At 72.0% G+C, this 21,150-nt stretch carries 20 protein-coding genes; 15 read left to right on the forward strand and 5 right to left on the reverse strand.

The genetic code is table 11. The features are described from left to right. Positions 1–21: 21 nt before the first annotated feature. Positions 22–1,020 carry an aldo/keto reductase family protein gene (locus ACWDLG_RS18640; protein ID WP_354919508.1) on the forward strand — a complete coding sequence of 333 codons (999 nt, stop codon included), beginning with the start codon at positions 22–24 and terminating at the stop codon, positions 1,018–1,020. A 49-nt stretch (positions 1,021–1,069) separates the two neighbouring features. Here ACWDLG_RS18640 and ACWDLG_RS18645 read toward each other — a convergent pair whose 3' ends face one another. Beyond that, positions 1,070–1,276 (reverse strand): hypothetical protein, encoded by a 207-nt coding sequence (locus ACWDLG_RS18645; protein WP_354919511.1) that lies wholly within the window; start codon positions 1,274–1,276, stop codon positions 1,070–1,072. Positions 1,277–1,356: 80 nt separating this feature from the next. Here ACWDLG_RS18645 and ACWDLG_RS18650 point away from each other — a divergent pair, with 80 nt between their 5' ends. Then, positions 1,357–2,289, forward strand: a complete 933-nt coding sequence (locus ACWDLG_RS18650; RefSeq protein WP_449921391.1) for an SCO2322 family protein — start codon at positions 1,357–1,359, stop codon at positions 2,287–2,289. A gap of 130 nt (positions 2,290–2,419) precedes the next feature. Further along, positions 2,420–3,532: a bifunctional adenosylcobinamide kinase/adenosylcobinamide-phosphate guanylyltransferase gene (locus ACWDLG_RS18655; protein ID WP_449921393.1), complete on the forward strand. Its 1,113-nt coding sequence runs from the start codon at positions 2,420–2,422 to the stop codon at positions 3,530–3,532. 98 nt (positions 3,533–3,630) lie between these two features. On the opposite strand, the gene ACWDLG_RS18660 is transcribed toward ACWDLG_RS18655, so the two are convergent. Next, positions 3,631–4,437 carry an ABC transporter ATP-binding protein gene (locus ACWDLG_RS18660; RefSeq protein ID WP_449921396.1) on the reverse strand — a complete coding sequence of 269 codons (807 nt, stop codon included), beginning with the start codon at positions 4,435–4,437 and terminating at the stop codon, positions 3,631–3,633. A 326-nt stretch (positions 4,438–4,763) separates the two neighbouring features. On the opposite strand from ACWDLG_RS18660, the gene ACWDLG_RS18665 reads away from it, so the two are divergent. Beyond that, positions 4,764–5,516, forward strand: a complete 753-nt coding sequence (locus ACWDLG_RS18665) for an adenosylcobinamide-GDP ribazoletransferase (RefSeq protein WP_449921398.1) — start codon at positions 4,764–4,766, stop codon at positions 5,514–5,516. Here ACWDLG_RS18665 and ACWDLG_RS18670 read toward each other — a convergent pair. The 3 genes from ACWDLG_RS18670 to ACWDLG_RS18680 all read right to left on the reverse strand — a co-directional run bounded on the left by ACWDLG_RS18670 (position 5,513) and on the right by ACWDLG_RS18680 (position 7,778). After that, positions 5,513–6,373 carry a CPBP family intramembrane glutamic endopeptidase gene (locus ACWDLG_RS18670; RefSeq protein WP_449921399.1) on the reverse strand — a complete coding sequence of 287 codons (861 nt, stop codon included), beginning with the start codon at positions 6,371–6,373 and terminating at the stop codon, positions 5,513–5,515. The genes ACWDLG_RS18665 and ACWDLG_RS18670 overlap by 4 nt on opposite strands. An 83-nt stretch (positions 6,374–6,456) precedes the next feature. Continuing rightward, on the reverse strand, positions 6,457–7,434 hold the full coding sequence (locus ACWDLG_RS18675) for a hypothetical protein (RefSeq protein WP_449921402.1): 978 nt from the start codon (positions 7,432–7,434) through the stop codon (positions 6,457–6,459). Beyond that, on the reverse strand, positions 7,431–7,778 hold the full coding sequence (locus ACWDLG_RS18680) for a GntR family transcriptional regulator (RefSeq protein WP_354919531.1): 348 nt from the start codon (positions 7,776–7,778) through the stop codon (positions 7,431–7,433). The genes ACWDLG_RS18675 and ACWDLG_RS18680 overlap by 4 nt, the downstream gene beginning before the upstream one ends. Before the next feature lie 96 nt (positions 7,779–7,874). On the opposite strand from ACWDLG_RS18680, the gene ACWDLG_RS18685 reads away from it, so the two are divergent. The 11 genes from ACWDLG_RS18685 to ACWDLG_RS18735 all read left to right on the forward strand — a co-directional run bounded on the left by ACWDLG_RS18685 (position 7,875) and on the right by ACWDLG_RS18735 (position 21,109). Continuing rightward, entirely contained in the window at positions 7,875–9,344 is a 1,470-nt protein-coding gene (locus tag ACWDLG_RS18685; protein ID WP_449921403.1) for a leucyl aminopeptidase, read from the forward strand. Positions 9,345–9,382: 38 nt separating this feature from the next. Further along, complete coding sequence (gene lpdA, locus ACWDLG_RS18690; protein ID WP_449921406.1) at positions 9,383–10,747, forward strand: dihydrolipoyl dehydrogenase; 1,365 nt, start codon at positions 9,383–9,385, stop codon at positions 10,745–10,747. A gap of 21 nt (positions 10,748–10,768) precedes the next feature. Beyond that, positions 10,769–12,229, forward strand: a complete 1,461-nt coding sequence (gene sucB, locus ACWDLG_RS18695) for a 2-oxoglutarate dehydrogenase, E2 component, dihydrolipoamide succinyltransferase (RefSeq protein ID WP_449921408.1) — start codon at positions 10,769–10,771, stop codon at positions 12,227–12,229. Between the two features lie 216 nt (positions 12,230–12,445). Next, positions 12,446–13,339, forward strand: coding sequence for a TIGR01777 family oxidoreductase (locus tag ACWDLG_RS18700; protein ID WP_449921411.1), 894 nt, complete (start codon positions 12,446–12,448; stop codon positions 13,337–13,339). Positions 13,340–13,374: 35 nt separating this feature from the next. Continuing rightward, positions 13,375–14,112, forward strand: coding sequence for a Type 1 glutamine amidotransferase-like domain-containing protein (locus ACWDLG_RS18705; protein WP_354919546.1), 738 nt, complete (start codon positions 13,375–13,377; stop codon positions 14,110–14,112). A gap of 96 nt (positions 14,113–14,208) precedes the next feature. Beyond that, complete coding sequence (gene lipB, locus ACWDLG_RS18710; RefSeq protein WP_354919549.1) at positions 14,209–14,883, forward strand: lipoyl(octanoyl) transferase LipB; 675 nt, start codon at positions 14,209–14,211, stop codon at positions 14,881–14,883. Between the two features lie 32 nt (positions 14,884–14,915). Beyond that, a complete protein-coding gene (locus tag ACWDLG_RS18715; RefSeq protein ID WP_449921415.1) occupies positions 14,916–15,893 on the forward strand; it encodes a M48 family metallopeptidase in 978 nt (325 codons plus the stop codon). Between the two features lie 18 nt (positions 15,894–15,911). Continuing rightward, positions 15,912–16,841 (forward strand): lipoyl synthase, encoded by a 930-nt coding sequence (lipA, locus tag ACWDLG_RS18720; protein WP_449921417.1) that lies wholly within the window; start codon positions 15,912–15,914, stop codon positions 16,839–16,841. 123 nt (positions 16,842–16,964) lie between these two features. Further along, positions 16,965–19,394 carry a beta-glucosidase H gene (locus ACWDLG_RS18725; RefSeq protein ID WP_449921418.1) on the forward strand — a complete coding sequence of 810 codons (2,430 nt, stop codon included), beginning with the start codon at positions 16,965–16,967 and terminating at the stop codon, positions 19,392–19,394. Between the two features lie 273 nt (positions 19,395–19,667). Further along, positions 19,668–20,348 carry a DUF4191 domain-containing protein gene (locus ACWDLG_RS18730; protein ID WP_449921419.1) on the forward strand — a complete coding sequence of 227 codons (681 nt, stop codon included), beginning with the start codon at positions 19,668–19,670 and terminating at the stop codon, positions 20,346–20,348. After that, entirely contained in the window at positions 20,348–21,109 is a 762-nt protein-coding gene (locus ACWDLG_RS18735; protein WP_449921422.1) for a class I SAM-dependent methyltransferase, read from the forward strand. The genes ACWDLG_RS18730 and ACWDLG_RS18735 overlap by 1 nt, the downstream gene beginning before the upstream one ends. The last annotated feature ends 41 nt before the right edge of the window (positions 21,110–21,150 follow it).

Consider the following 21,150-nt stretch of genomic DNA (forward strand, 5'->3'; position numbering starts at 1 on the left):
CGAACCGATACAGTCGGGCGCATGGAATTCCGTCACCTCGGCCGCAGCGGTCTCCTGGTCAGCGAGATCAGCTACGGCAACTGGATCACCCACGGCTCACAGGTCGAGGAGGAGGCCGCCATCGCGTGCGTGAAGGCGGCGCTCGACGAGGGGATCACGACCTTCGACACCGCCGACGTCTACGCGGGCACGCGCGCCGAAGAGGTGCTCGGCAGGGCGTTGAAGGGCCTGCGCCGCGAGTCGCTGGAGATCTTCACCAAGGTCTACTGGCCGACGGGCCCCGGGCCCAACGACCGCGGCCTGTCCCGCAAGCACATCACCGAGTCGATCAACGGCTCGCTGCGTCGCCTGCAGACCGACTACGTCGACCTCTACCAGGCGCACCGCTTCGACTACGCCACTCCGCTCGAGGAGACCCTCAAGACCTTCGACGACCTCGTACGGCAGGGCAAGGTCCTCTACGTCGGCGTCAGCGAGTGGACCGCCGACCAGATCGCCCAGGCGCTGAAGATCGCCGACGAGATGGGCTTCGACCGGATCGTGTCCAACCAGCCGCAGTACAACGCCATCTGGCGGGTCATCGAGACGGAGATCGTGCCGCTGAGCGAGAAGGAGGGCGTCAGCCAGATCGTCTGGTCGCCCATCGCTCAGGGCGTGCTGACCGGCAAGTACCTGCCCGGCCAGCCCGTTCCCGCGGGCTCGCGCGCCACCGACGAGACCGGCGCCAAGATGATCGACAGGTTCATGACCGACGACGTGCTCGCCCGTGTCCAGGACCTCAAGCCGATCGCGGCCGACCTCGGGCTCAGCATGGCCCAGCTGGCGATCGCGTGGGTGCTGCAGAACCCGAACGTCGCCAGCGCCATCGTCGGGGCGTCCAGGCCTGAGCAGGTGCGTGACAACGTCAAGGCGTCCGGCGTGAAGCTCGACGCCGAGGTGCTCCAGAAGATCGACGACGTGCTCGGCCCGATCGTCGAGCGTGACCCGGCCAAGACGATCTCGCCGGCCACCAGGCCATAGCGGTTACGCATGAAAGAAAAACCCCTTGGCTCCCAAGGGGTTTTTTCATTCACTCCGTTCGCAACGACATACCCGCATATTCCACCCGGTCCTCCTCGAGCAGAGCCACCCGCTCGACCCCGGATTCCAGCAGCTCACGGTAGTTCTCACCGAGCCAGGACTCCGCGTCGGCCTGGCTGGGAAAAACCTCGCGCGGCAGCAGGCGGTCGGTCACTTCACCACCATTCGCGTTTTCATAACGCCAGCGCCAAGTCATGCCATACGCTCCTTTTCCGCGGGATCGCCCGAGCTCACATCGGCACCCGCACCATACCCCTGGAGCATGGAGGTTGATCGATGCTGCGCGCATTCGGGCTCGCCTTCGCGGCGACCCTCACCGTCTCCACCCCTGCCCTCGCCATCTCCCCCTCTATCTCTCCTTCAGCCACGACCGCTACCTCTCCTTCAGCCGCGACCGTCTCGGCCCTGGCCGCCGCTCCCCCAGCCTCCGCCTCCGCCGTTCCCTCCTCCTCGACCGTCTCCACCCTCGCCGCCGCCTCCACCTCGTCCGTCTCGGCCCTGGCCGCCGCTCCCCCAGCGACCGTCTCCGCCCTCGCCGCCCCCTCCGCCTTGGGTCATCCCGGCTTGGGTCATCCCGGCTTGGGTCATCGCGGCTCGGGTCATCGCGGCCGTGTCCTGGCCGATCCCGCCACGGGCGGGGTGGATCCGAACGCCGCCCGCCGGTGGAGCTACTGGCACAGCGACGGCACCGCATGGCTGTCCGGCGAGGCGGCCGCCGCCGTACGCGACGGGGCGGTGATCGGCTGGCGGTTCGCCGCGGCTCCCGACGGCTCGGCGCCGGAGTCCCCCCGCGGCGAGCTGCCCGCCTTCGACCAGGTCTGCGGCAAGGAGCCCGCCGCCTCGGGGCACCAGCGCGTGGCCGTCGTGACCGACTTCGGCGACCCGGACCTCGACGCCTACCCCGGCGAGCGACCGCCCGCGTCGCTCACCGCGTGCGTCACCGCTCCCGAGGGAGCGACGGGGGTGCAGGCGCTGGCCCTGGCCACCAGGGTGCGCGCGGAGCCGGCTGGAACGGTCCTGGCCGTCAACGACTATCCAGCGCGCGCGAAGGGCGGCGCCGCGCCGTCCCTCCCCGCCACGCCCTCCGCCCCCTCCGTGGAGGATGGCGGACTGCCGGTGGCATGGATCGCCGGCGGCGTGGCCGCGCTCGTACTCGTGGGCGCCGGGGTATTGGCGGCGCGCAGGTCCCGCAGGCGCACCACGCTGTGACACGTGCCGCTCAGGTTCAGCGGCGGGGCGCAGGTCGCGGAGGCGCGCCACGCTGCGACGCGTGCCGCTCAGGTTCATTGGCGGGGTGCGGGTGGCGCGCGGGTTCCGCGGGCGTGCCACGCTGTGACGCGTGCTTGTCAGGTTCATCGGTACGGCGGGGCGGGACGGCTGGCCCTCGCCCGGGTGCGCGTGCGCGTCGTGCGCGGGGTTGCCGCCGGGGTGGCGTTCGCCGCTGCGTGTGGAGGTCGACGGGATACCGTGGCCGGGCGGTGGGGCGTGTCCCCCCGGCTATGCGGCGACGGGCCCGCTCCTCGTCGCCCCTGACGGCTCCCGGCTGCTCGACCTGTCCGGCATCCGCTCCCTGACCGACCTCGGCTCTGCTCTCAGCGCTCTCAGCGGTCTTCCGGCCGGCTGTCGGCACGGCGGCGGTTCTCCTGGGTCGCGTGAGGTGCCGGGATCCGGGAATCCGACGTCCGGCGGCGAGAGCCCCTCGTGCGACCTCGTCCTGGTGGACCTGCTCGACGACCCCGCCGTCCTCGGCGACCTGCGACGGCGCGGGCTCGTGACCGCCGGGACCCACGTCGTCGCCGTCGGCTTGGACCACCGTGTCAGGTCGGAGTCCGAGCTGGCCAGACGGCTGGCGCTGTGGGGGGCGCGGGCCGTACCGGACGGGACGGTCGTGGACACCGCGCAGGCTCCCCCGCCCCGCCCGGCCCCGCCGCGCCGCACGTTGCTGCTGGGCGGCTCCCGGTCGGGCAAGTCCGACGAGGCCGAGCTGCGGCTGGCGGCCGAGCCGCACGTCACCTACCTCGCCACGGGACCCTCGGGCCACGGCGACCCCGAGTGGGCCGCGCGGGTCGCCGCCCACCAGGCCAGGCGTCCGGCGCACTGGGCATGCGAGGAGACCACCGAGCTGGCCGAGGCGATCGCGCGGGCCACGACGCCGCTACTGGTCGACGGGCTGGGGACGTGGCTGGCGGCGGTGTTCGACCAGGCGGACGCGTGGGAGGAGCCCGCGCGTCGCGAGGAGGTCGTACGGCGCTGCGACGAGCTCGTGGCGGCCTGGCGCTCGACCCGGCACCGGATCGTCGCGGTGTCGGACGAGGTCGGGCTCGGCGTCGTCCCCTCCACCTCCAGCGGGCGGGCCTTCCGCGACGCGCTGGGCCGCCTGAACCAGCGGCTGGCGGCCGAGTCGGAGGACGTCACGCTCGTCGTGGCGGGCCGCCTCCTCCCCCTCGGCTGAACGCCACCCGCCGCCGAGCGAAAACAAGACGCGGCCGCGATCAAGGCGGGCCGGGCCAGGGGTGTCGGATCAGGCGGGCCGGACCAAGACGGGCCGGGTCAGGGGTGTCGGGTGCGGACGGCGCGGGCGGACCAGCGGCCGTCCAGCCGGTCGACGCGCAGCCTGCGGCCGAAGCACTCCGACAGCGCCTCCTCGGTCAGCGTCTCCTCCACCGGCCCCGCCGCCAGGATGCGGGTGTCGCGCATGAGCAGCGCGTGCGTGGTCGTGGCGGGCACCTCCTCCAGGTGGTGCGTGACGGTCACCGTGGTCAGCCCGTCGCGTGCCGCCAGGTCCTCGATGGAGGTGATGAGGTCTTCACGGGCGGGGAAGTCCAGTCCAGCGAACGGTTCGTCCAGCAGCAGCATGGCCGGGTCCGCCATGAGCGCCCTGGCCACCCTGATCCGGGCGCGCTCTCCCTGCGAGCACACCACGAAGAGCCGGTCGGCCAGGTCCTTGCAGCCCATCTCGGCCAGCAGCGCGTGGGCCCTGTCGTGCTCGGCCTGGCCGTACCTGTCCCAGAGCGGCGCGCTCGTGCCCGTGTGCCCGGTGAGGACCACGGTGTGCGCGGTCGCCGCCTCTTCCTCCAGCAGCCCCTCGTCGACCAGGCGCTGGCTGGCGGCGACCAGGCCGATGTCCCTGCGCAGCTCGCGCAGGTCCACCCGGCCCATGCGGCGGCCGAGGATGGTGGCGGTGCCCTCGCTGGGATGCCGTACGGCGGCGGCCAGGGACAGCAGCGTGGTCTTGCCTGCCCCGTTCGGGCCGAGGATCACCCAGTGCTGGCCGTAGGCGACCCGCCAGTCGATCTCCGCCAGCAGCGTCCTGGCGACCACCCTGACGCTGACACCTTCGAGTTCCACGGCGTGCATCCGGACACCCTAGCGACCGCGCGACCGCGCCGTTCCCCCGGGTGCGCCGGGAAACGCCGCCCTTTCGGTGTGCGCGGACGGTGACCTCCACGTCCCCCGGATGCGCCAGGAAACGCCGCCCTTTCGGTGTGCGCGGACGGTGACCTCCACGTCCCCCGGATGCGCCAGGAAGCGCCGCCCTTTCGGTGTGCGCGGACGGTGACGTCCACGTCCCCCGGATGCGCCGGGAAGCTCCCCGCATGCGCCGGGCTGCCCGGAAAGGGAGGCCAGGAGGCCAGGGAGCCGGGCCGCAGGGGAAGTCCGGGGGGACCGTAGGATCGACGCTCATGGCCGGGTGGGTGGACGGGATGCGGTTCGCGGTGGGGACGTTGAGCGTCTTCCCCGTCATGGTGAACCGGGTCGACCGTGAGGTGGCCGGGCGGGCGATGCTCCTCGCGCCGCTGGCAGGGCTGCTGCTCGGTGCCGTGAGCTGCCTGCCGCTGGCGCTGCCAGGTTCGCCGCTGCTCGGGGCGGCGCTGGCGCTGGGCCTGCTCGCGCTGCTGACCAGGGGCCTGCACCTGGACGGTCTCGCCGACCTGGCGGACGGTCTCGGCAGCGGCAGGCCCGCCGTCCAGGCGCTCGAGGTGATGAAGAAGTCGGACATCGGGCCGTTCGGCGTTCTGACGCTGGTGTTCACGCTGATCGTGCAGTGTGCGGCGCTGGCCGAGGCGGGTCCGGTCGCGCTGGTGGCCGCCTGCGTGACCGGGCGGCTGGCGCTGACGTGGGCGTGCACGCGCGGGGTGCCGCCGGCGCGGCCCGAGGGGCTCGGCGCCATGGTGGCGGGCACCGTACGGCCGGCCGCCGCGCTGGTCGCCACGCTGGTCGTGGTGGGCGCGGCGGTGCTGCTGGGAGGGCCGTGGGGGCCGGCGGGAGGGTACGGGTTGGTCCTCCCGCTGGCCGTGCTCGCCGGGCTGGGGACGGCGAGCGGGTTGCTCGCCCACGCGGTGCGCAGGCTCGGCGGGATCACGGGCGACGTGCTGGGCGCGCTCGTCGAGACCGCGACCACCGCCGTGCTGGTCGTGTGCGCGGTGTTCGGCTAGACCGGCTGCGGCTGCCGTACGGGCCAGCGCCTGAAGACGAGGGCCACGAGGACGGCGAGCACGGCCCAGCCGACCAGCCCGGTGATGCCCGCGAAGAGGGCGTTGGGCGGGGCGGCCGCGTCTCCCAGCATCAGGGCGAGCGAGGCGGCCGGGTTGAGCGCCGCGTGGCCGATCACGGCGGGCCAGATGCTGCCGGTGCGCAGGCGCAGCCAGCCGAAGAGCATCCCGGCCGGCACGCAGAATCCCACGAACAGCAGCGCGGCCCACGGGCCGACGGCCGGGTAGTTGTAGCCGAGGCCGGTGGCGGGGGCGTGCCAGAGCCCCCAGATCACTCCGGAGAGGACCAGCCCGCCGAAGACGCCGCGCGATTCGACCAGCTTGGGCAGCAGCCAGCCGCGCCAGCCCCATTCCTCGCCCACCATGGGGATGATGTTGACGATCGGGGCCACCAGGGTCGTCACCACCAGCTGGACGATCAGGGCGGTGTGCGGGTCGCCCGGCGCTCCCGACGCGGCGCTGAAGAGGCTCAGGCGGTCGAGGTCGAGGGAGACCAGGCCGAGGGCGGCGGTGAGGGCGAGCGTGCCGTACACGACCAGGGGGACGGCCGCCCACGTGGCGAGCAGCAGGCCGACGGTGCGGCCGGGGCGCTCGCCGAAGGTGAGGCCGGTCTCCTTCGCCCAGGCGCGGAACGGCGTGCGCCTGGCGAGCCAGACGGCCAGGACGCCGAGGCTCGGGGTGAACATCATCAGCCCGACCAGCGGGCCGAACAGGGGGTCGGCCAGGCCGCCGCCGAGCCAGAGGGGAAGCGCGGCCAGCCACGCCGCGCCGAAGGCGACGGCGAGGAACAACACGATCATCTGGGACTCCAGGTGTAGGGGGGATCAGGACGGGGGCCCGAAGTCATGGGGATCGGCGGGCAGGAAGGGCTCGTGGCGGCGGGTCACGCGCCGGCTCTCTCCTCGATGAGGGCGTTGAGCAGGGCGGCGCCGCGCTCGGCGTCGTCGATGCTGATCAGCAGCTGGCCGCCCGAGCGGTAGCGAAGGACGAGGCAGTCGCCGCCGCGCAGCATGATGGCCGCCGCGCCGGGGACGCCGCGGATGCCCCAGCCGCCCACCTGGCTGGGGAAGCGCTGCTCCGACCAGGCGCTGTCGATCTTGGAGAGCCTGATCCTGCGCACCGGCCAACCGAACGGCCCGAAGCCGATGGCGAGGCCGTCATCGGTGATCCGCGCGGTGATGGAGGAGGTCAGCAGCCCGACGGTGAGCAGGAGCACCGACACGCCGAGCAGCGACCAGCCCGCGCCGCTCGTCAGCCCCATGAGGGTCAGGACGCCGACGGCGGCCGTCAGCAGCGCCGATCCCGCGGTGAGCGCGACCAGCCACGGGTTGGAGACGCGGCTGACCCACACCGAGCGCTGTCCGGAGCGCAGCCGCAGCCTGGGCGGCGCCTCGCCCTCGGGTGCGGCCTGGTCGGGCTCGCCCCTGAGGAGGAAGCCCGCGAGCACGCCGACGGCGGCGGCCCCGGCCATGACGGCCACGGGGGCCCAGCCGAGGCCGCCGGCCTGGGTCCAGACCTGGACGTCGAGGTTGGCGCGGAGGATGGACCATTCCATGCCGATGACGAAGACCGCGGAACCGAAGAGGACGCCCCACCAGTAGCCGCGGCTCAGCCTGCGCTCGAAGGCCTTGCCGTGGACGGCGATGCCCGCCATGACCACCAGGATCACGGCGGCCATGGTGACGCTGAACAGCATGTTCTGGGTGAAGGACATGTTCCCGTCGGGCGTGGCGCCGCTCCAGTGGGTGGCGAGCGGTTCGGGCAACCTGTCTCTCAGGGAGAGGGGGAGTGCCACGAGGGCGGGGATGACGGTCAGCCCCCACACCCCGGTGGCGAGCAACGCACGGGTCCTGCTGGTCATGACAGCTCCTTCAGTACTTCGATGAGGTCGTCGCGGCTGTAGCCGTACTTCTTCGCCTCCTCGAGCAGGTCGCGGGCGCGCTGGACGATGAGCGCGCGGCCCGTGGGCACGCCCGCGACGCTCACTCCCCTGCCTCTCCTGAACTCCAGGAGGCCCTCGTCGCGCAGGTCGCGCAGGGCACGCAACACGGTGTTGGCGTTGATGCCCAGCGCGTCGGCGAGGTCCTTGGCCGGCGGGAGGCGGTCGCCTGCCTGGTAGGAGCCCTCACCGATGGCGCGTCTGATCGCCCCGGCCACCTGTTCGTGCAGCGGCCGGGGATCGTTGAGATCGAGCGTGAGCAACATAGTGCTATTAACACTAGCACCATTTGGCGACGCCGTATTGGTGGGATGAACCCCTGTTTATGAATAAGCCGCCAACCGTGGATAGCATCGGTCTACGTGACCACTGTGCGGCTGAACTCAGCAGATCCCGTCTCGTTCGACACCGACGCGCTGGTCGTCGGTTTCCTGTCAGGTTCGGAGGGCCCGCGCCCCACTGCCAAGGGCCTCGACGCCGCCTTCGACGGCAAACTGGCCGCCTCTCTGGACGCCGTCGGCTTCACGGGAAAGCCCGGCGAAGTGTCCAAGATCCCGACGTTCGGCGCCATCACCGCGCCGCTGCTGGTCGCCGTCGGGCTCGGTGAGTCCGCCGACGTCGAGGGGCTGCGCCGCGCCGCCGGTGCGGCCACGCGCGCCCTGGCCGGTACGGCCCGCGCCGCGCTCGCCCTGCCCGCCTCCTCCGCCGGCGAGGCCGAGGCGGTGGCGCTCGGCGGCCTGCTGGGCGCCTACAGCTTCGACAGGTACCGCACCAACGGCGAGCAGAAGGCCCCCGTCGGCGAGCTGGTCGTGCTGACCGCCGCCGAGGGCTCGGCCGAGCGGGCCGCCATCGTGGCCGACGCGGTCACGCTGGTGCGCGACCTGGTCAACACCCCGCCGAAGGACCTGTGGCCGGCCAAGTTCGCCGAGATCGCCGAGCAGGAGGGCGCCAAGGCGGGTCTGACCGTCGAGGTCCTCGACGAGAAGCAGCTCAAGGAGGGCGGCTACGGCGGCATCGTCGGCGTCGGGCAGGGCTCGGCCAACCCGCCGCGGCTGGTCCGCCTGTCCTACTCCCACCCCGAGGCGACCCAGACGCTGGCCTACGTCGGCAAGGGCATCACCTTCGACTCCGGCGGCCTGTCGCTCAAGCCGTCCGCGGCCATGGACTGGATGAAGTCCGACATGGGTGGCGCGGGCGCGGTGTTCGGCGCGCTCCTCGGCATCGCCCGCCTCGGCGTCAAGGTGAACGCCGTCGGCTACCTCTGCCTGGCCGAGAACCTGCCGAGCGGCACCGCCACCCGCCCCTCCGACGTGCTGACCAGCTACAGCGGCAAGACCGTCGAGGTGCTCGACACCGACGCCGAGGGCCGCCTGGTCCTCATGGACGGCATCGCCCGCGCCCTGGAGGACGACCCCGACCTGATCGTCGACGTCGCCACCCTCACCGGCGCGCAGATCGTCGCGCTCGGCTGGCGGACGGCCGGCGTCATGTCCAACGACGACGCCGTCCGCGAGCTGGTCGTCTCGGTCGCCGGCGAGGCGGGCGAGGGAGCATGGGGCATGCCGCTGCCTGAGGAGCTCCGCAAGGGCCTCGACTCGCCGATCGCCGACATCGCCAACCTGCAGCCCGAGCGCTGGGGCAGCATGCTGGCCGCGGGCCTGTTCCTCAAGGAGTTCGTGCCCGACGACCGGCGCTGGGCCCACATCGACATGGCCGGGCCCGCCTTCAACAAGGGAGAGCCGCACGGCTACACCCCCAAGGGCGGCACGGGCGCCATCACCCGCACGCTCATCGGACTGGCCGAGAGGGCCGCGACGGGCTTGAACAAGTGAAAAGATGACGGCATCACCATCCGACAAGGAGCTTTCCTGTGGCCTACGACATCGTCGTCCTAGGTGGCGGTAGCGGCGGCTACGCCTGCGCTCTGCGGGCGGCAGAGCTGGGCAAGACCGTCGCGCTGATCGAGAAGGACAAGATCGGCGGCACCTGCCTCCACCGCGGCTGCATCCCCACCAAGGCCCTGCTGCACTCGGCCGAGATCGCCGACGAGACCCGCGAGAGCGAGGCCTACGGCGTCAAGGCGCGCTTCGACGGCATCGACGTCCCCGGCGTCCACGCCTTCAAGGACAAGATCGTCAATCGGGCGTGGAAGGGCGTGCAGGGCCTGCTGAGGTCAGCGGGTGTCACGATCGTCGAGGGCGAGGGCAGGCTCGCCGGCTCCAACCGCGTCCAGGTCGGCGGCGAGGTCTACGAGGGCGGCAGCATCGTGCTGGCCACCGGCAGCACCCCGAAGACGCTGCCCGGCCTCGAGATCGACGGCGAGCGGATCATCACCAGTGAGCACACGCTGCGGATGGAGCGCGTGCCCACCTCGGTCATCGTGCTGGGCGGCGGCGTCATCGGCGTCGAGCTGGCCAGCGTCTACCGCTCCTTCGGCGCCGAGGTCACCATCGTCGAGGCCCTGCCCCACCTGCTCCCGGCCGAGGAGGAGTCGAGCTCCAAGCTGCTGGAGCGCGCCTTCCGCCGCAGGGGCATCTCCTACCAGCTGGGCGTCTTCTTCGACAGCGTCAAGACCACCGACACCGGCGTGATCGTCACGCTGGCCAACGGCAAGACCCTCGACGCGGAGCTGCTGCTGGTGGCCGTGGGCCGCGGCGCGGTGAGCGAGGGCATGGGCTTCGAGGAGCAGGGCGTCGCGATCGAGCGCGGCACCGTGGTCGTCGACGAGCACTGCCGCACCAGCGTGCCGGGCGTCTACGCGATCGGCGACCTGATCGCCACCCCGCAGCTGGCGCACGCCGGGTTCGCCGAGGGCATCCTGGTGGCCGAGCACATCGCGGGCCTCAACCCGCCGCCGATCGACTACGACGGCGTGCCGCGCATCACCTACTCCGACCCCGAGGTCGCCTCCGTGGGCATCACCTCCAAGCAGGCGGCCGAGCGGGGCATCGAGATCGTCGAGCAGGTCTACGACCTGGCGGGCAACCCCAAGAGCCAGATTCTCGGCACCGCGGGGGCCGTCAAGGTGCTGGCCAGGAAGGACGGCCCGGTCGTGGGCGTCCACATGGTCGGCCGCCGCATCGGCGAGCTCGTCACCGAGGGCCAGCTGATCTACAACTGGGAGGCGCTCCCCACCGAGGTCGCCCAGCTGATCCACGCGCACCCGACCCAGTCCGAAGCCATGGGCGAGGCCATGCTGGCGCTGGCCGGCAAGCCCCTGCACGTCCACAACTAAGAACTCGAGGAAGACATACCCATGCCGGTCTCCGTACAGATGCCCCAGCTCGGCGAGAGCGTGACCGAGGGCACGGTAACCCGTTGGCTGAAGAAGGAGGGCGAGCGCGTCGAGGCCGACGAGCCGCTCCTCGAAGTGTCGACCGACAAGGTCGACACCGAGATCCCGTCGCCCGCGGCGGGTGTGCTGACCAAGATTGTCGTCGCCGAGGACGAGACCGTCGAGGTCGGCGCCGAGCTTGCGATCATTGACGAGGGTGGCAGCGCCGGCGCCGCCGCTCCCGCTCCCGAGGCGGCGGCCGCCCCGGCGCCCGCTCCGGCTCCGGAGCCCGAGCCCGAGCCGGCTCCCGCGCCCGTCTCCTCGATCCCGCAGCCGGCCCCGGCCCCCGCGCCGGCTCCGGCTCCCGCGCCCGCCCCGGCTCCGGTGCAGGCGCAGGCTCCCGCGCCGGCGACGACCACGCCCGCCACCGTGCCGACACCGCTGCCGTCCTCGGGCGAGAGCCCCTACGTCACGCCGCTGGTGCGCAAGCTCGCCAACGAGCACGGCGTCGACCTCGACGCGCTGACCGGCACCGGCGTCGGCGGCCGCATCCGCAAGCAGGACGTGCTCGAGGCCGCCAAGGCGCAGCGTGAGCAGGCCGCTCCGGCCGCCCAGGCTCCCGCTCCGGCCCAGGCGGCGCCCGCCGCCGCTGCCCCCGCCGCGCCCGCGGCGCAGGCTCCGGTGGCGGCCACGCCCGAGCCGGTCCAGGTCGACACCACGCTGCGGGGCCGTACCGAGAAGATGTCGCGCCTGCGGCAGACCATCGCCAAGCGCATGGTCGAGTCGCTGCAGACCGCGGCCCAGCTCACCTCGGTCGTCGAGGTCGACGTCACCAAGATCGCCAAGCTCCGCGCGAAGGCGAAGGACGAGTTCCTGCGCCGCGAGGGCGTCAAGCTGACCTTCACGCCGTTCTTCGCGATGGCCACGGTCGAGGCGCTCAAGCAGCACCCGAAGCTCAACGCCACGATCAACAACGAGACCAACGAGGTCACCTACTTCGACGTGGAGAACCTCGGCCTCGCGGTCGACACCGAGCGCGGCCTGCTGGCCGCGGTGGTGAAGAACGCCGGCGACCTCAACCTGGCCGGCCTGGCCAGGAAGATCACCGACCTGGCCGAGCGCACCCGCGACAACAAGGTGACGCCCGACGAGCTGACCGGCGGCACGTTCACGCTGACCAACACCGGCAGCCGTGGCGCGCTGTTCGACACGCCGATCCTGAACCAGCCGCAGGTCGGCATGCTCGGCACCGGCGCGGTCGTCAAGCGTCCCGTCGTGGTCGACACGCCGGAGGGCGAGGTCATCGCCGTCAGGTCGATGGTCTACCTCGCGCTCACCTACGACCACCGCCTGGTCGACGGTGCCGACGCGGCGCGCTTCCTGACCACGATCAAGCGCCGCCTCGAGGAGGGCCGCTTCGAGGCGCAGCTGGGTCTGGCGTAACACCCGGTACACCCGGTTCGGACGCGGGGCGCCCGCGGAGTCTCTCCGCGGGCGCCCCGCCCGTTTTCCGCGACTTCCCCCCACTGTTCCCCCGGCTGTTCCCCCACTGTTCCCGCGAAGGGGCGTCCTCACCGGCACGGGCCGTTCCCCGGCCGCGGCGCGGGCCGGCGGGGCCGGGTCCGCGGGTGTGCGGACGCCTGCGCGTAGGGTGGAGGAATGGCGATCATCGTGACGGGCGCGTCAGGTCTGCTCGGCAGGGCGCTGGTCGGCGCGCTCACCGCGGAGGGCGAGAACGTCGTCCGGCTGGTACGGCGGACGCCGCGCCGTACCGACGAGTCGTTCTGGCAGCCCGACAAGGGCGTCGTCGACCGGGCCGTGCTGGAGGGCGCCCGGGCGGTGGTCCACCTGGCGGGCGCGGGCCTCGGTGAGCGGCGGTGGAGCGACGACTACCGTCGCGAGATCCTCGACAGCCGAGTGATGGGCACCAGGACGCTGGTCACCGCGCTGAAGGAACTGGAGAGCCCGCCGGAGGTGCTGATGTCCGCCTCTGGAGCGGGCTTCTACGGCGACACGGGCGACCGGGTGACCGACGAGAGCGGCCCGCGCGGCGAGGGCTTCCTGGCCGAGCTGTGCGAGCGCTGGGAGGCCGAGGCCGGCCAGGCGACGCAGGCGGGCGTCAGGACCGCGACCCTGCGAACCGCGATCACGCTGTCGGCGCAGGGCGGGGCGCTCAAGCAGATACTGCCGATCTTCAGGATGGGGCTCGGCGCGCCGCTGGGCTCGGGCAGGCAGTGGTGGTCGTGGATCACGCTCGACGACTGGGTCCGCGCGGCCCTTCACATCCTGAACAACCGGGCCCTGGAGGGGCCGGTGAACGTGGCCGCGCCGGAGCCGGTGACCAACAAGGAGTTCACGCTGGCGCTGGGCAGGGCGCTGAAGCGGGCGACGATGCCGATCGCGGTTCCCGGGTTCGCGCTTCGGGCGGGGCTCGGCGGTTTCGCGGACGAAGGACTGCTGATCGGACAGCGCGCCGTTCCGTCCAAACTGCTTGACAGCGGCTTCAGGTTCCTTCATCCGACCCTCGACGAGGCGCTGGCGGCCGTACTCTAGTGAGCCGTTCGTCCGACTCACCGTGGGGGTAGCACATGACCAGGTCAGGACAGTCCCATATCCTCGCCATCGGCGGCGGGTCCTTCAAGCCGACGGAGCGCTACGGCTTCCTGCAGGCCAGCCCGTTGCTGCGCTACGCGCTCGACCTCACCGGCCAGGACCGGCCCAAGCTCGGCCTGCTCGCCACCGCGACGGGCGACGACTCCGACTGGCTGCTGAAGATGTACGGCGCCTTCGCCGGTTGGGATGTCGAGGTGAGCCACCTGACGGTCTTCCCGATGCCCAACGTCGAGGATCCGCGGGCCTGGATCCTCGAGCAGGACATGATCTACGTCAGTGGTGGCAGTGTGGCCAACCTGGCGGCGTTGTGGCGCCTGCACGGCCTTGACGAGGCCTTCGAGCAGGCGTGGCGGTCCGGTGTGGTGCTGGCGGGGCAGAGCGCGGGCGCGCTGTGCTGGCACGTCGGCGGCAACACCGACTCCTTCGGCCCGAAGCTTCAGGTGTGGGCCGACGGCCTGGGCCTGCTGCCCTACTCCTGTGGCGTCCACTACAACTCCGACCCGCAGCGCAGGCAGCTGCTGCACGAGTCGGTGGCCAGCGGCGAGCTGCCCGACGGCTACGCCGCCGACGAAGGCGTCGGCCTGCACTACGTCGGCACCGAGTTCATCCAGGCGGTCACCGTCGATCCCGCGGGCTACGCCTACCGGGTGGAGCACGACGGCGCGGGCGGCGTGAAGGAGTTCAGGATCGAGCCGAGGCTGCTCACCGCCTGACGACGGTCGCGCCCACGGGGTCGTGATGACCTGGCGAGCAGGCCAGAGGAACCTCATTGCGGTCCCGTGGTCGTTTCTTGTGAGTAACCTTTATCTGTGGCGAAGCTGACGATTGTCCGTCTTGGTGTGGACGTGCCGTACGAGCAGGCCTGGACACTCCAGAGACGCGTCCACGCCCACAGGGTGACCGGCACGCTCGGCGACACCGCGCTGCTGCTGGAGCACGCGCCGGTCTACACGGCGGGCAGGCGTACGGCGGCGCACGAGCGGCCCGCCGACGGCACGCCCGTCGTCGACGTCGACCGGGGCGGCCGCATCACCTGGCACGGCCCTGGTCAGCTCGTCGGCTATCCGATCATGCGGGTGGGCGACGTCGGCGCCTACGTCCACGCGCTCGAAGAGGCCATGATCCAGATCTGCGCCGACTTCGGGGTGGCCGTCCACCGGGTCGCGGGGCGCAGCGGCGTCTGGGTCCGCGACGAGGGCGGCCCCGAGCGGGCGCTCGGGGCGGTGGGCATCAGGATCGTGGGCGGCGTCACCATGCACGGCTTCGCGCTCAACTGCGCCAACGACCCGAGCTGGTTCAGCAGGATCGTGCCGTGCGGCATCACCGACGCGGGTGTCACCTCGCTGTCGCAGGAGTCGGGCCGGCGGATCGTGGTCGACGAGGTCATGCCGTACGCGGAGAAACGTCTGGCGGAGGCGTTGGAAGCCGAGCCGCACGACATGCACGAGGAGGACCTTCTCCAAGCACTGGCAAAGCTGCGCTGACATCGGGGTGCGCCGCTTCTAGTATCGGCGACATGCGAAGGATTGCCGCTCTTGTCCTATCCCTCGCTGTCCATGCCCTGACGCTGGGGTTCGTGGTGCTCGGCGTGTCGATCATCCTCAACGGGCCGACCCGGATCGTGTCCTGGTTGATGGGCGCCGTGCTGGTGGGGATCGGGGTGCTGCTGCGCCCGCGCCTCGCCCGCCTGCCCGCCGACGCGGAGGTGCTCGACCGCGACGCCGCCCCCGCGCTGTACGGCCTGGCCGAGCGCGTGGCCGACGAGGTGGGGGTGGCCAGACCCGCCCAGGTGGCGGTGCTGGACCTGGCCACCGTCGCGAGCTGCCCCCGGATCGGGCTGCGCAGGACCCCCACGCTGGTCATCGGCCTGCCGTTGTGGCTGGCGCTGTCGCCGCGGCAGCGCGTGACGGTGGTCGCCGGCGCGTACGCCGCGGCCGAGACGCTCGACGGGCCGATCGTGGAGGGCGCGCTGTCGACGCTCGGCGAGTGGCGCCACACGCTGCTGGGTTCCGAACCGCTGAGCGCCCGCACCGAGGCGGACGTGGCCATGGCGTTCACGCTCGGCGCCTGGGCCCCGAGCAGTTCCTACAACGTGGCGGGCATGCTCGGCCGTACCGTCGGCAGGATCTTCGGCTGGCCCGTGCTGGCGGCCGAGCACCTGCTGCGGTGGCTGATCCGCTCGGGCGACCCGCGCGCGGCCGAGCGGCGGCGGGCGATCACGCTGCGCGCGGTGACCGAGAAGGACCTGACCGAGCTGCAGGAGCTGATCGCGGGCCGCAGCTATCTGGCGCCGATGCAGGCGGCGGTGCTGCGCGGCGAGAGCGTGGAGCAGATCAGGCAGGCGGCGCTGACGCGGGCCCGGCTGTCCGACGACGGCGTGCTCACCTCCGCGCCGGGTTCGCGGCTGCTCGGCGCGGCCGAGTCGGCGGTCATCGACACCGAACTCGCCGGCCACTATGCCAGGGCCGCCCGCGGGTTCGGTCTCATAAGTTGAGCGACGTAAGCTTTAACGGTGACCGTTGCTCCTGATGGCCGTAAGCTCCTCCGCCTGGAGGTGCGCAACGCCGAAACCCCTATTGAGCGCAAGCCCCCGTGGATCAAGACCAAGCTCAAGACCGGTCCCGAGTACACCGAGCTGAAATCGCTGGTGCGCCGGGAGGGCCTGCACACGGTCTGTGAAGAGGCGGGCTGTCCCAACATCTACGAGTGCTGGGAGGACCGCGAGGCGACCTTCCTCATCGGCGGCGACCAGTGCACCAGGCGCTGTGACTTCTGCCAGATCGACACGGGCAAGCCCAAGGAGTACGACAAGGACGAGCCGCGCCGGGTGGCCGAGTCGGTCCAGCAGATGGGCCTGAAGTACGCCACGGTGACCGGTGTCGCCCGTGACGACCTGCCCGACGGCGGCGCCTGGCTCTACGCCGAGACGGCCAGGCAGATCCACTCGCTGCTGCCGGGCTGCGGCGTCGAGCTGCTGGTTCCCGACTTCAACGCCAACCAGGAACAGCTGGAGGAGGTCTTCTCCAGCAAGCCCGAGGTGTTCGCGCACAACATCGAGACGGTGCCGCGGATCTTCAAGCGCATCCGTCCCGCCTTCCGCTACGAGCGCTCGCTGCTGGTGATCACCAAGGCGCGCGAGGCGGGGCTCGTCACCAAGTCCAACCTGATCCTGGGCATGGGCGAGGAGCGGGAGGAGGTGATCCAGGCGATGCGCGACCTGCACGAGGCGGGCTGCGACCTGCTGACGATCACCCAGTACCTCCGCCCGACGCCGCGCCACCATCCCGTCGACCGGTGGGTGAAGCCGGAGGAGTTCGTCGAGCTGCAGGCCGAGGCCGAGGCGATCGGCTTCGCCGGCGTCATGTCGGGTCCGCTGGTGCGCTCGTCGTACCGCGCGGGCCGGCTCTACCAGCAGGCCATGGCGGCCCGCCAGAACGCCTGACCACCGCACCGAGAAAAGGCCGCACGCCGTGCGGCCTTTTTCTTTTGCCCGGACACCCCGCTACAGGTAACGCAATAGTAACAAACCTAGTAAGCGGTAAGTTTTCTGGTTAACACTGGCTGCGTGGACTTCGACGAACTGATCACCCAGCTGGACCTGGCCACCAAGATCCGCCTGCTCACCGGCGCGGACATGTGGTCGCTGCCCGCCGTCCCCGAGATCGGCCTCGACCGGCTCGTCATGAGCGACGGGCCCATCGGCGTGCGCGGCGAGCAGTGGAGCTCCGCCGACCCCTCCATCGCGCTGCCGAGCCCCACCGCGCTGGCCGCCACCTGGGACGTCGGCCTGGTCCGCCAGGTCGGCCGGCTGCTCGCCCAGGAGGCCAGGCGCAAGGGCGTGCACGTGCTGCTGGCGCCGACCATCAACCTGCACCGCTCCCCGCTCGGCGGACGCCACTTCGAGTGCTTCTCCGAGGACCCCTACCTGACAGGGGAGCTGGGCGCCGCCTACGTGGAGGGCGTGCAGGAGGGCGGCGTCGCGACCACGCCCAAGCACTTCGTGGCCAACGACTTCGAGACCGACCGGTTCACCGTCGACGTCAAGGTCACCGACCGGGTGCTGCGGGAGGCATACCTGGCCCCCTTCGAGCGGGTGGCGAAGGCCGGGGCGTGGGGCATGATGACCGCCTACAACGCGGTCAACGGCACCACGATGACCGAGCACTCGGCGCTGGTCAACGGTGTGCTCAAGGACGAGTGGGGCTTCGACGGCTACGTCGTGTCCGACTGGACGGCGGTGCGGTCCACCGAGGCGGCGGCGGTCGGCGGCACGGACGTGGCCATGCCAGGCCCGTTCGGGCCGTGGGGCGACAAGCTGGAGGAGGCCGTCCGCGAGGGCCGGGTGCCCGAGTCCGTCATCGACGACAAGGTACGCCGCATCCTGCGCCTGGCCGCCCGCGTGGGGGCGCTGCGCGCGCGCGAGGCGAACGCGGCCGCCCCGGCCGACCAGACCGTCCAGGCAGAGCAGGCCCCGCGGGCAGAGCAGGCCCTGCGGGGCGCGCGGGCCGGGTCGATCGACGGGGTGGCGCTGGCCCGCGAGGTGGCCGCACGCTCCTTCACGCTGCTGAAGAACGAGGGCGGGCTGCTTCCCTTCGCCGGGACGCCGACCCTCGCGCTCATCGGCTCGGCCGCCGACGAGGCGCGGATCATGGGTGGCGGCAGCGCCCAGGTCTTCCCCGACCGCACCGTCTCCCCCCTGGAGGGGCTGCGCGCCCGCGGCGAGGTCAGGTACGCGCTCGGCACCGACCCCCGCGTACGGCTGGCTCCGCTGGCCGTACCGACGGCGGCGCAGTTCCTGGGCGACGGCGGCCAGGTGCTGGCCGAGCACCCGCTGGCCGCCACGGAGGCCCGGTGGGTCGGCCAGCTGCCGTCCGACGTGGACGGCGAGCGGCTGCGCGCGGTGCGGCTGCGCGCCGCCTACACGCCCGAGCTCACCGGGGCGCACGAGCTGTCGGTGGCCGGGGTGGGCCCCTTCACGCTGCGGGTGGACAGCGCGACGGTGCTCGACGAGACGATCGAGCTGGAGGGCGACGACCCCGCCGCGGCGTTCCTGGCGCCGCCCGAGAAGCGCGTCGTCGTCGAGCTCACCGCGGGCAGGCCGTACGAGGTGGAGGTGACGCATCCGGCCGGCGCCTTCAGCGGCATGGCCTTCGTCGCCTTCACCCTCGGCCACGCCAACCCCTCCCCCGGCCAGGACGCGCTCATCGCCGAGGCCGTGGCCGCGGCGCGCGCGTGCGAGGTGGCCGTGGTCGTGGCCTCCACGACGCTGGAGGTCGAGAGCGAGGGCTTCGACCGCAAGGACCTGCGCCTGCCCGGCCGCCAGGACGAGCTGATCGCCGCCGTCGCCGCCGCCAACCCGCGCACGGTCGTCGTGGTGAACGCGGGCTCGCCGGTGGAGATGCCGTGGGCCGCCGACGTGGCGGCGGTGCTGCTCACCTGGTTCCCCGGCCAGGAGGCGGGATCGGCGCTCGCCGACGTCCTGTACGGCGACGCCGAGCCTGGGGGCCGCCTGCCAACCACCTGGCCGGTACGGCTGGCCGACAGCCCCGTCGTCGACGTCACGCCAGTCGACGGGGCCGTCGCCTACGAGGAGGGCGTCTTCATCGGCTACCGGGCGTGGGAGCGGCTGGGCCGTACCCCGGCGTTCTGGTTCGGGCACGGCCTCGGCTACACGGACTGGTCGTACGACACCATCGCGGCCGAGGGGTCGACCGTGACGGTCGCGGTCACCAACACCGGCACGCGCCCAGGGCGGGAGGTCGTGCAGCTGTACGTGTCGCCGGTGACGCCCGACGAGCGGCCCGCGCGGTGGCTGGCCGGCTTCGACGTGGTGGAGGCGGCGCCGGGCGAGACGGTGCTGACCACCGTGTTCCTGCCCGAGCGGGCCTTCCAGGTGTGGACGGAGGACGGCTGGCGCACCGTGCCAGGCGAGTACACGATCGCGGCGGGCCGCAGCCTTGCCGACCCGCGGGTGGCGGTCACCGTCAAGGTCTGAGCGCCGTCAAGACCCGAGCCGCCGACGGGGCGGCCTCCAGGACGCACGCCAGGATCGGCGCGCCGGTGGGGCGGACGGGCTGCCGGTCATTTCCGCCGGGTTCGGCGTCGCCCGGCGGGTTTTGGTGACCGTTCGATCCGCGCCTGAAGGGCAGGAAAACCCCGCTGTTCGAGGGGCCGCGCCGGCTTTTCCGCGAGGTACGGCCGGCCCCGGAGAAAAACGTGGAGGGTCACGTTTTCATCTCCGGCGGGGGGTGTTTGTATCCTTCACAACATGGCGAAGCCCGTAGACCCAGAAAAGCCGGGGCGCATCAAGCAGCTCCGCATGATCGCGAAGATCATCCAGCAGGCCAATCCCAAGGGGATGCCGATCGTCTTCCTCTCGGCGGTCGCCACGCTGGCCGTGGTCATCGTGATCGGCCTGGTCACTGGCTTCTTCTGGTATTCCATCTTCATCGGCGTCATGCTCGCGTTCACCGTGGGCCTGGTCGTCTTCGGCCAGCTCGCGCAGCGCGCCCAGTACAGCCTGCTCGACGGCCAGACCGGCGCGGCGGCCGCGGTGCTGCAGGGCATGCGGGGCAACTGGGAGGTGACCCCGGCGATCGCCGCCAACCGTGACCAGGACCTCGTGCACCTGGTCGTGGGCCACCCGGGCATCGTCCTGGTCTCCGAGGGGCCGGGCAACCGCGTGCAGAAGATGCTCGTCGGCGAGAAGAAGCGCCTGCAGCGCGTCGCCATGGACGTGCCCGTCTACGACATCCAGTGCGGTGACGGCGAGGGGCAGATCCCGCTCGGCAAGCTCCAGCGCCACCTGATGAAGCTGCCGCGCAACCTCAAGAAGCCCGCGGTCAACCAGGTGAAGGACCGGCTGCGCTCGCTGCCGAAGAACCTGCCGATGCCCAAGGGCCCGATGCCCAAGGGCGCGCGGATGCCGCGCGGCCCGAAGATGCGCTAGTGCTGTCGGCTTCGTCGCGGGCCAACCGTTCCTGGTGGGACGGCAACGCGGACGACTACCAGGTGGAGCACGGCGAGTTCCTGCGGGACGCCGGCTTCGTGTGGTGCCCCGAAGGGGTCGACGAGGCCGAGGCGCACCTGCTCGGTGACGTCGCGGGCAAGGACGTGCTGGAGATCGGCTGCGGCGCCGCCCAGTGCTCGCGCTGGCTGAGCACGCGGGGCGCGCGCGTCGTGGCCTTCGACATCTCCCACCGGCAGCTTCGCCACTCGCAGCGGATCGACCTGGAGACGGGGTCGCGGGTGCCCGTGCTGCAGGCCGACGCCGAGAGCCTGCCGTTCGGGGCGGCCGTCTTCGACCTGGTGTGTTCGGCGTTCGGGGCGCTGCCGTTCGTGGCGGCGCCAGCGCGCGTCTTCGCCGAGGTCAAGCGGGTGCTCAGGCCGGGCGGCAGGTTCGTGTTCTCGGTGAGCCATCCGATCAGGTGGGCCTTCCCCGACGACCCGGGCGAGCGGGGCCTCACCTCCGACCGCTCCTACTTCGACCGCACGCCGTACGCCGAGACCGACGACGAGGGCAGGCTCGCCTACGTCGAGCACCATCGGACGATGGGCGACTGGATCGGCCTGATCGTGGCCGGCGGGCTCACCGTGACCTCGCTCATGGAGCCGGAGTGGCCGGAGGGCCACGCCCGCGTCTGGGGCGGGTGGAGCCCCCTCAGGGGCCGCCACCTCCCGGGCACGGCGATCTTCACCTGTAGCGCGTAGCCGCCCCGCCGGCCGCGGCGCCGCGTGGGTCGCGGCGCCGC

The organism is Nonomuraea sp. NPDC003727 (assembly GCF_053586935.1).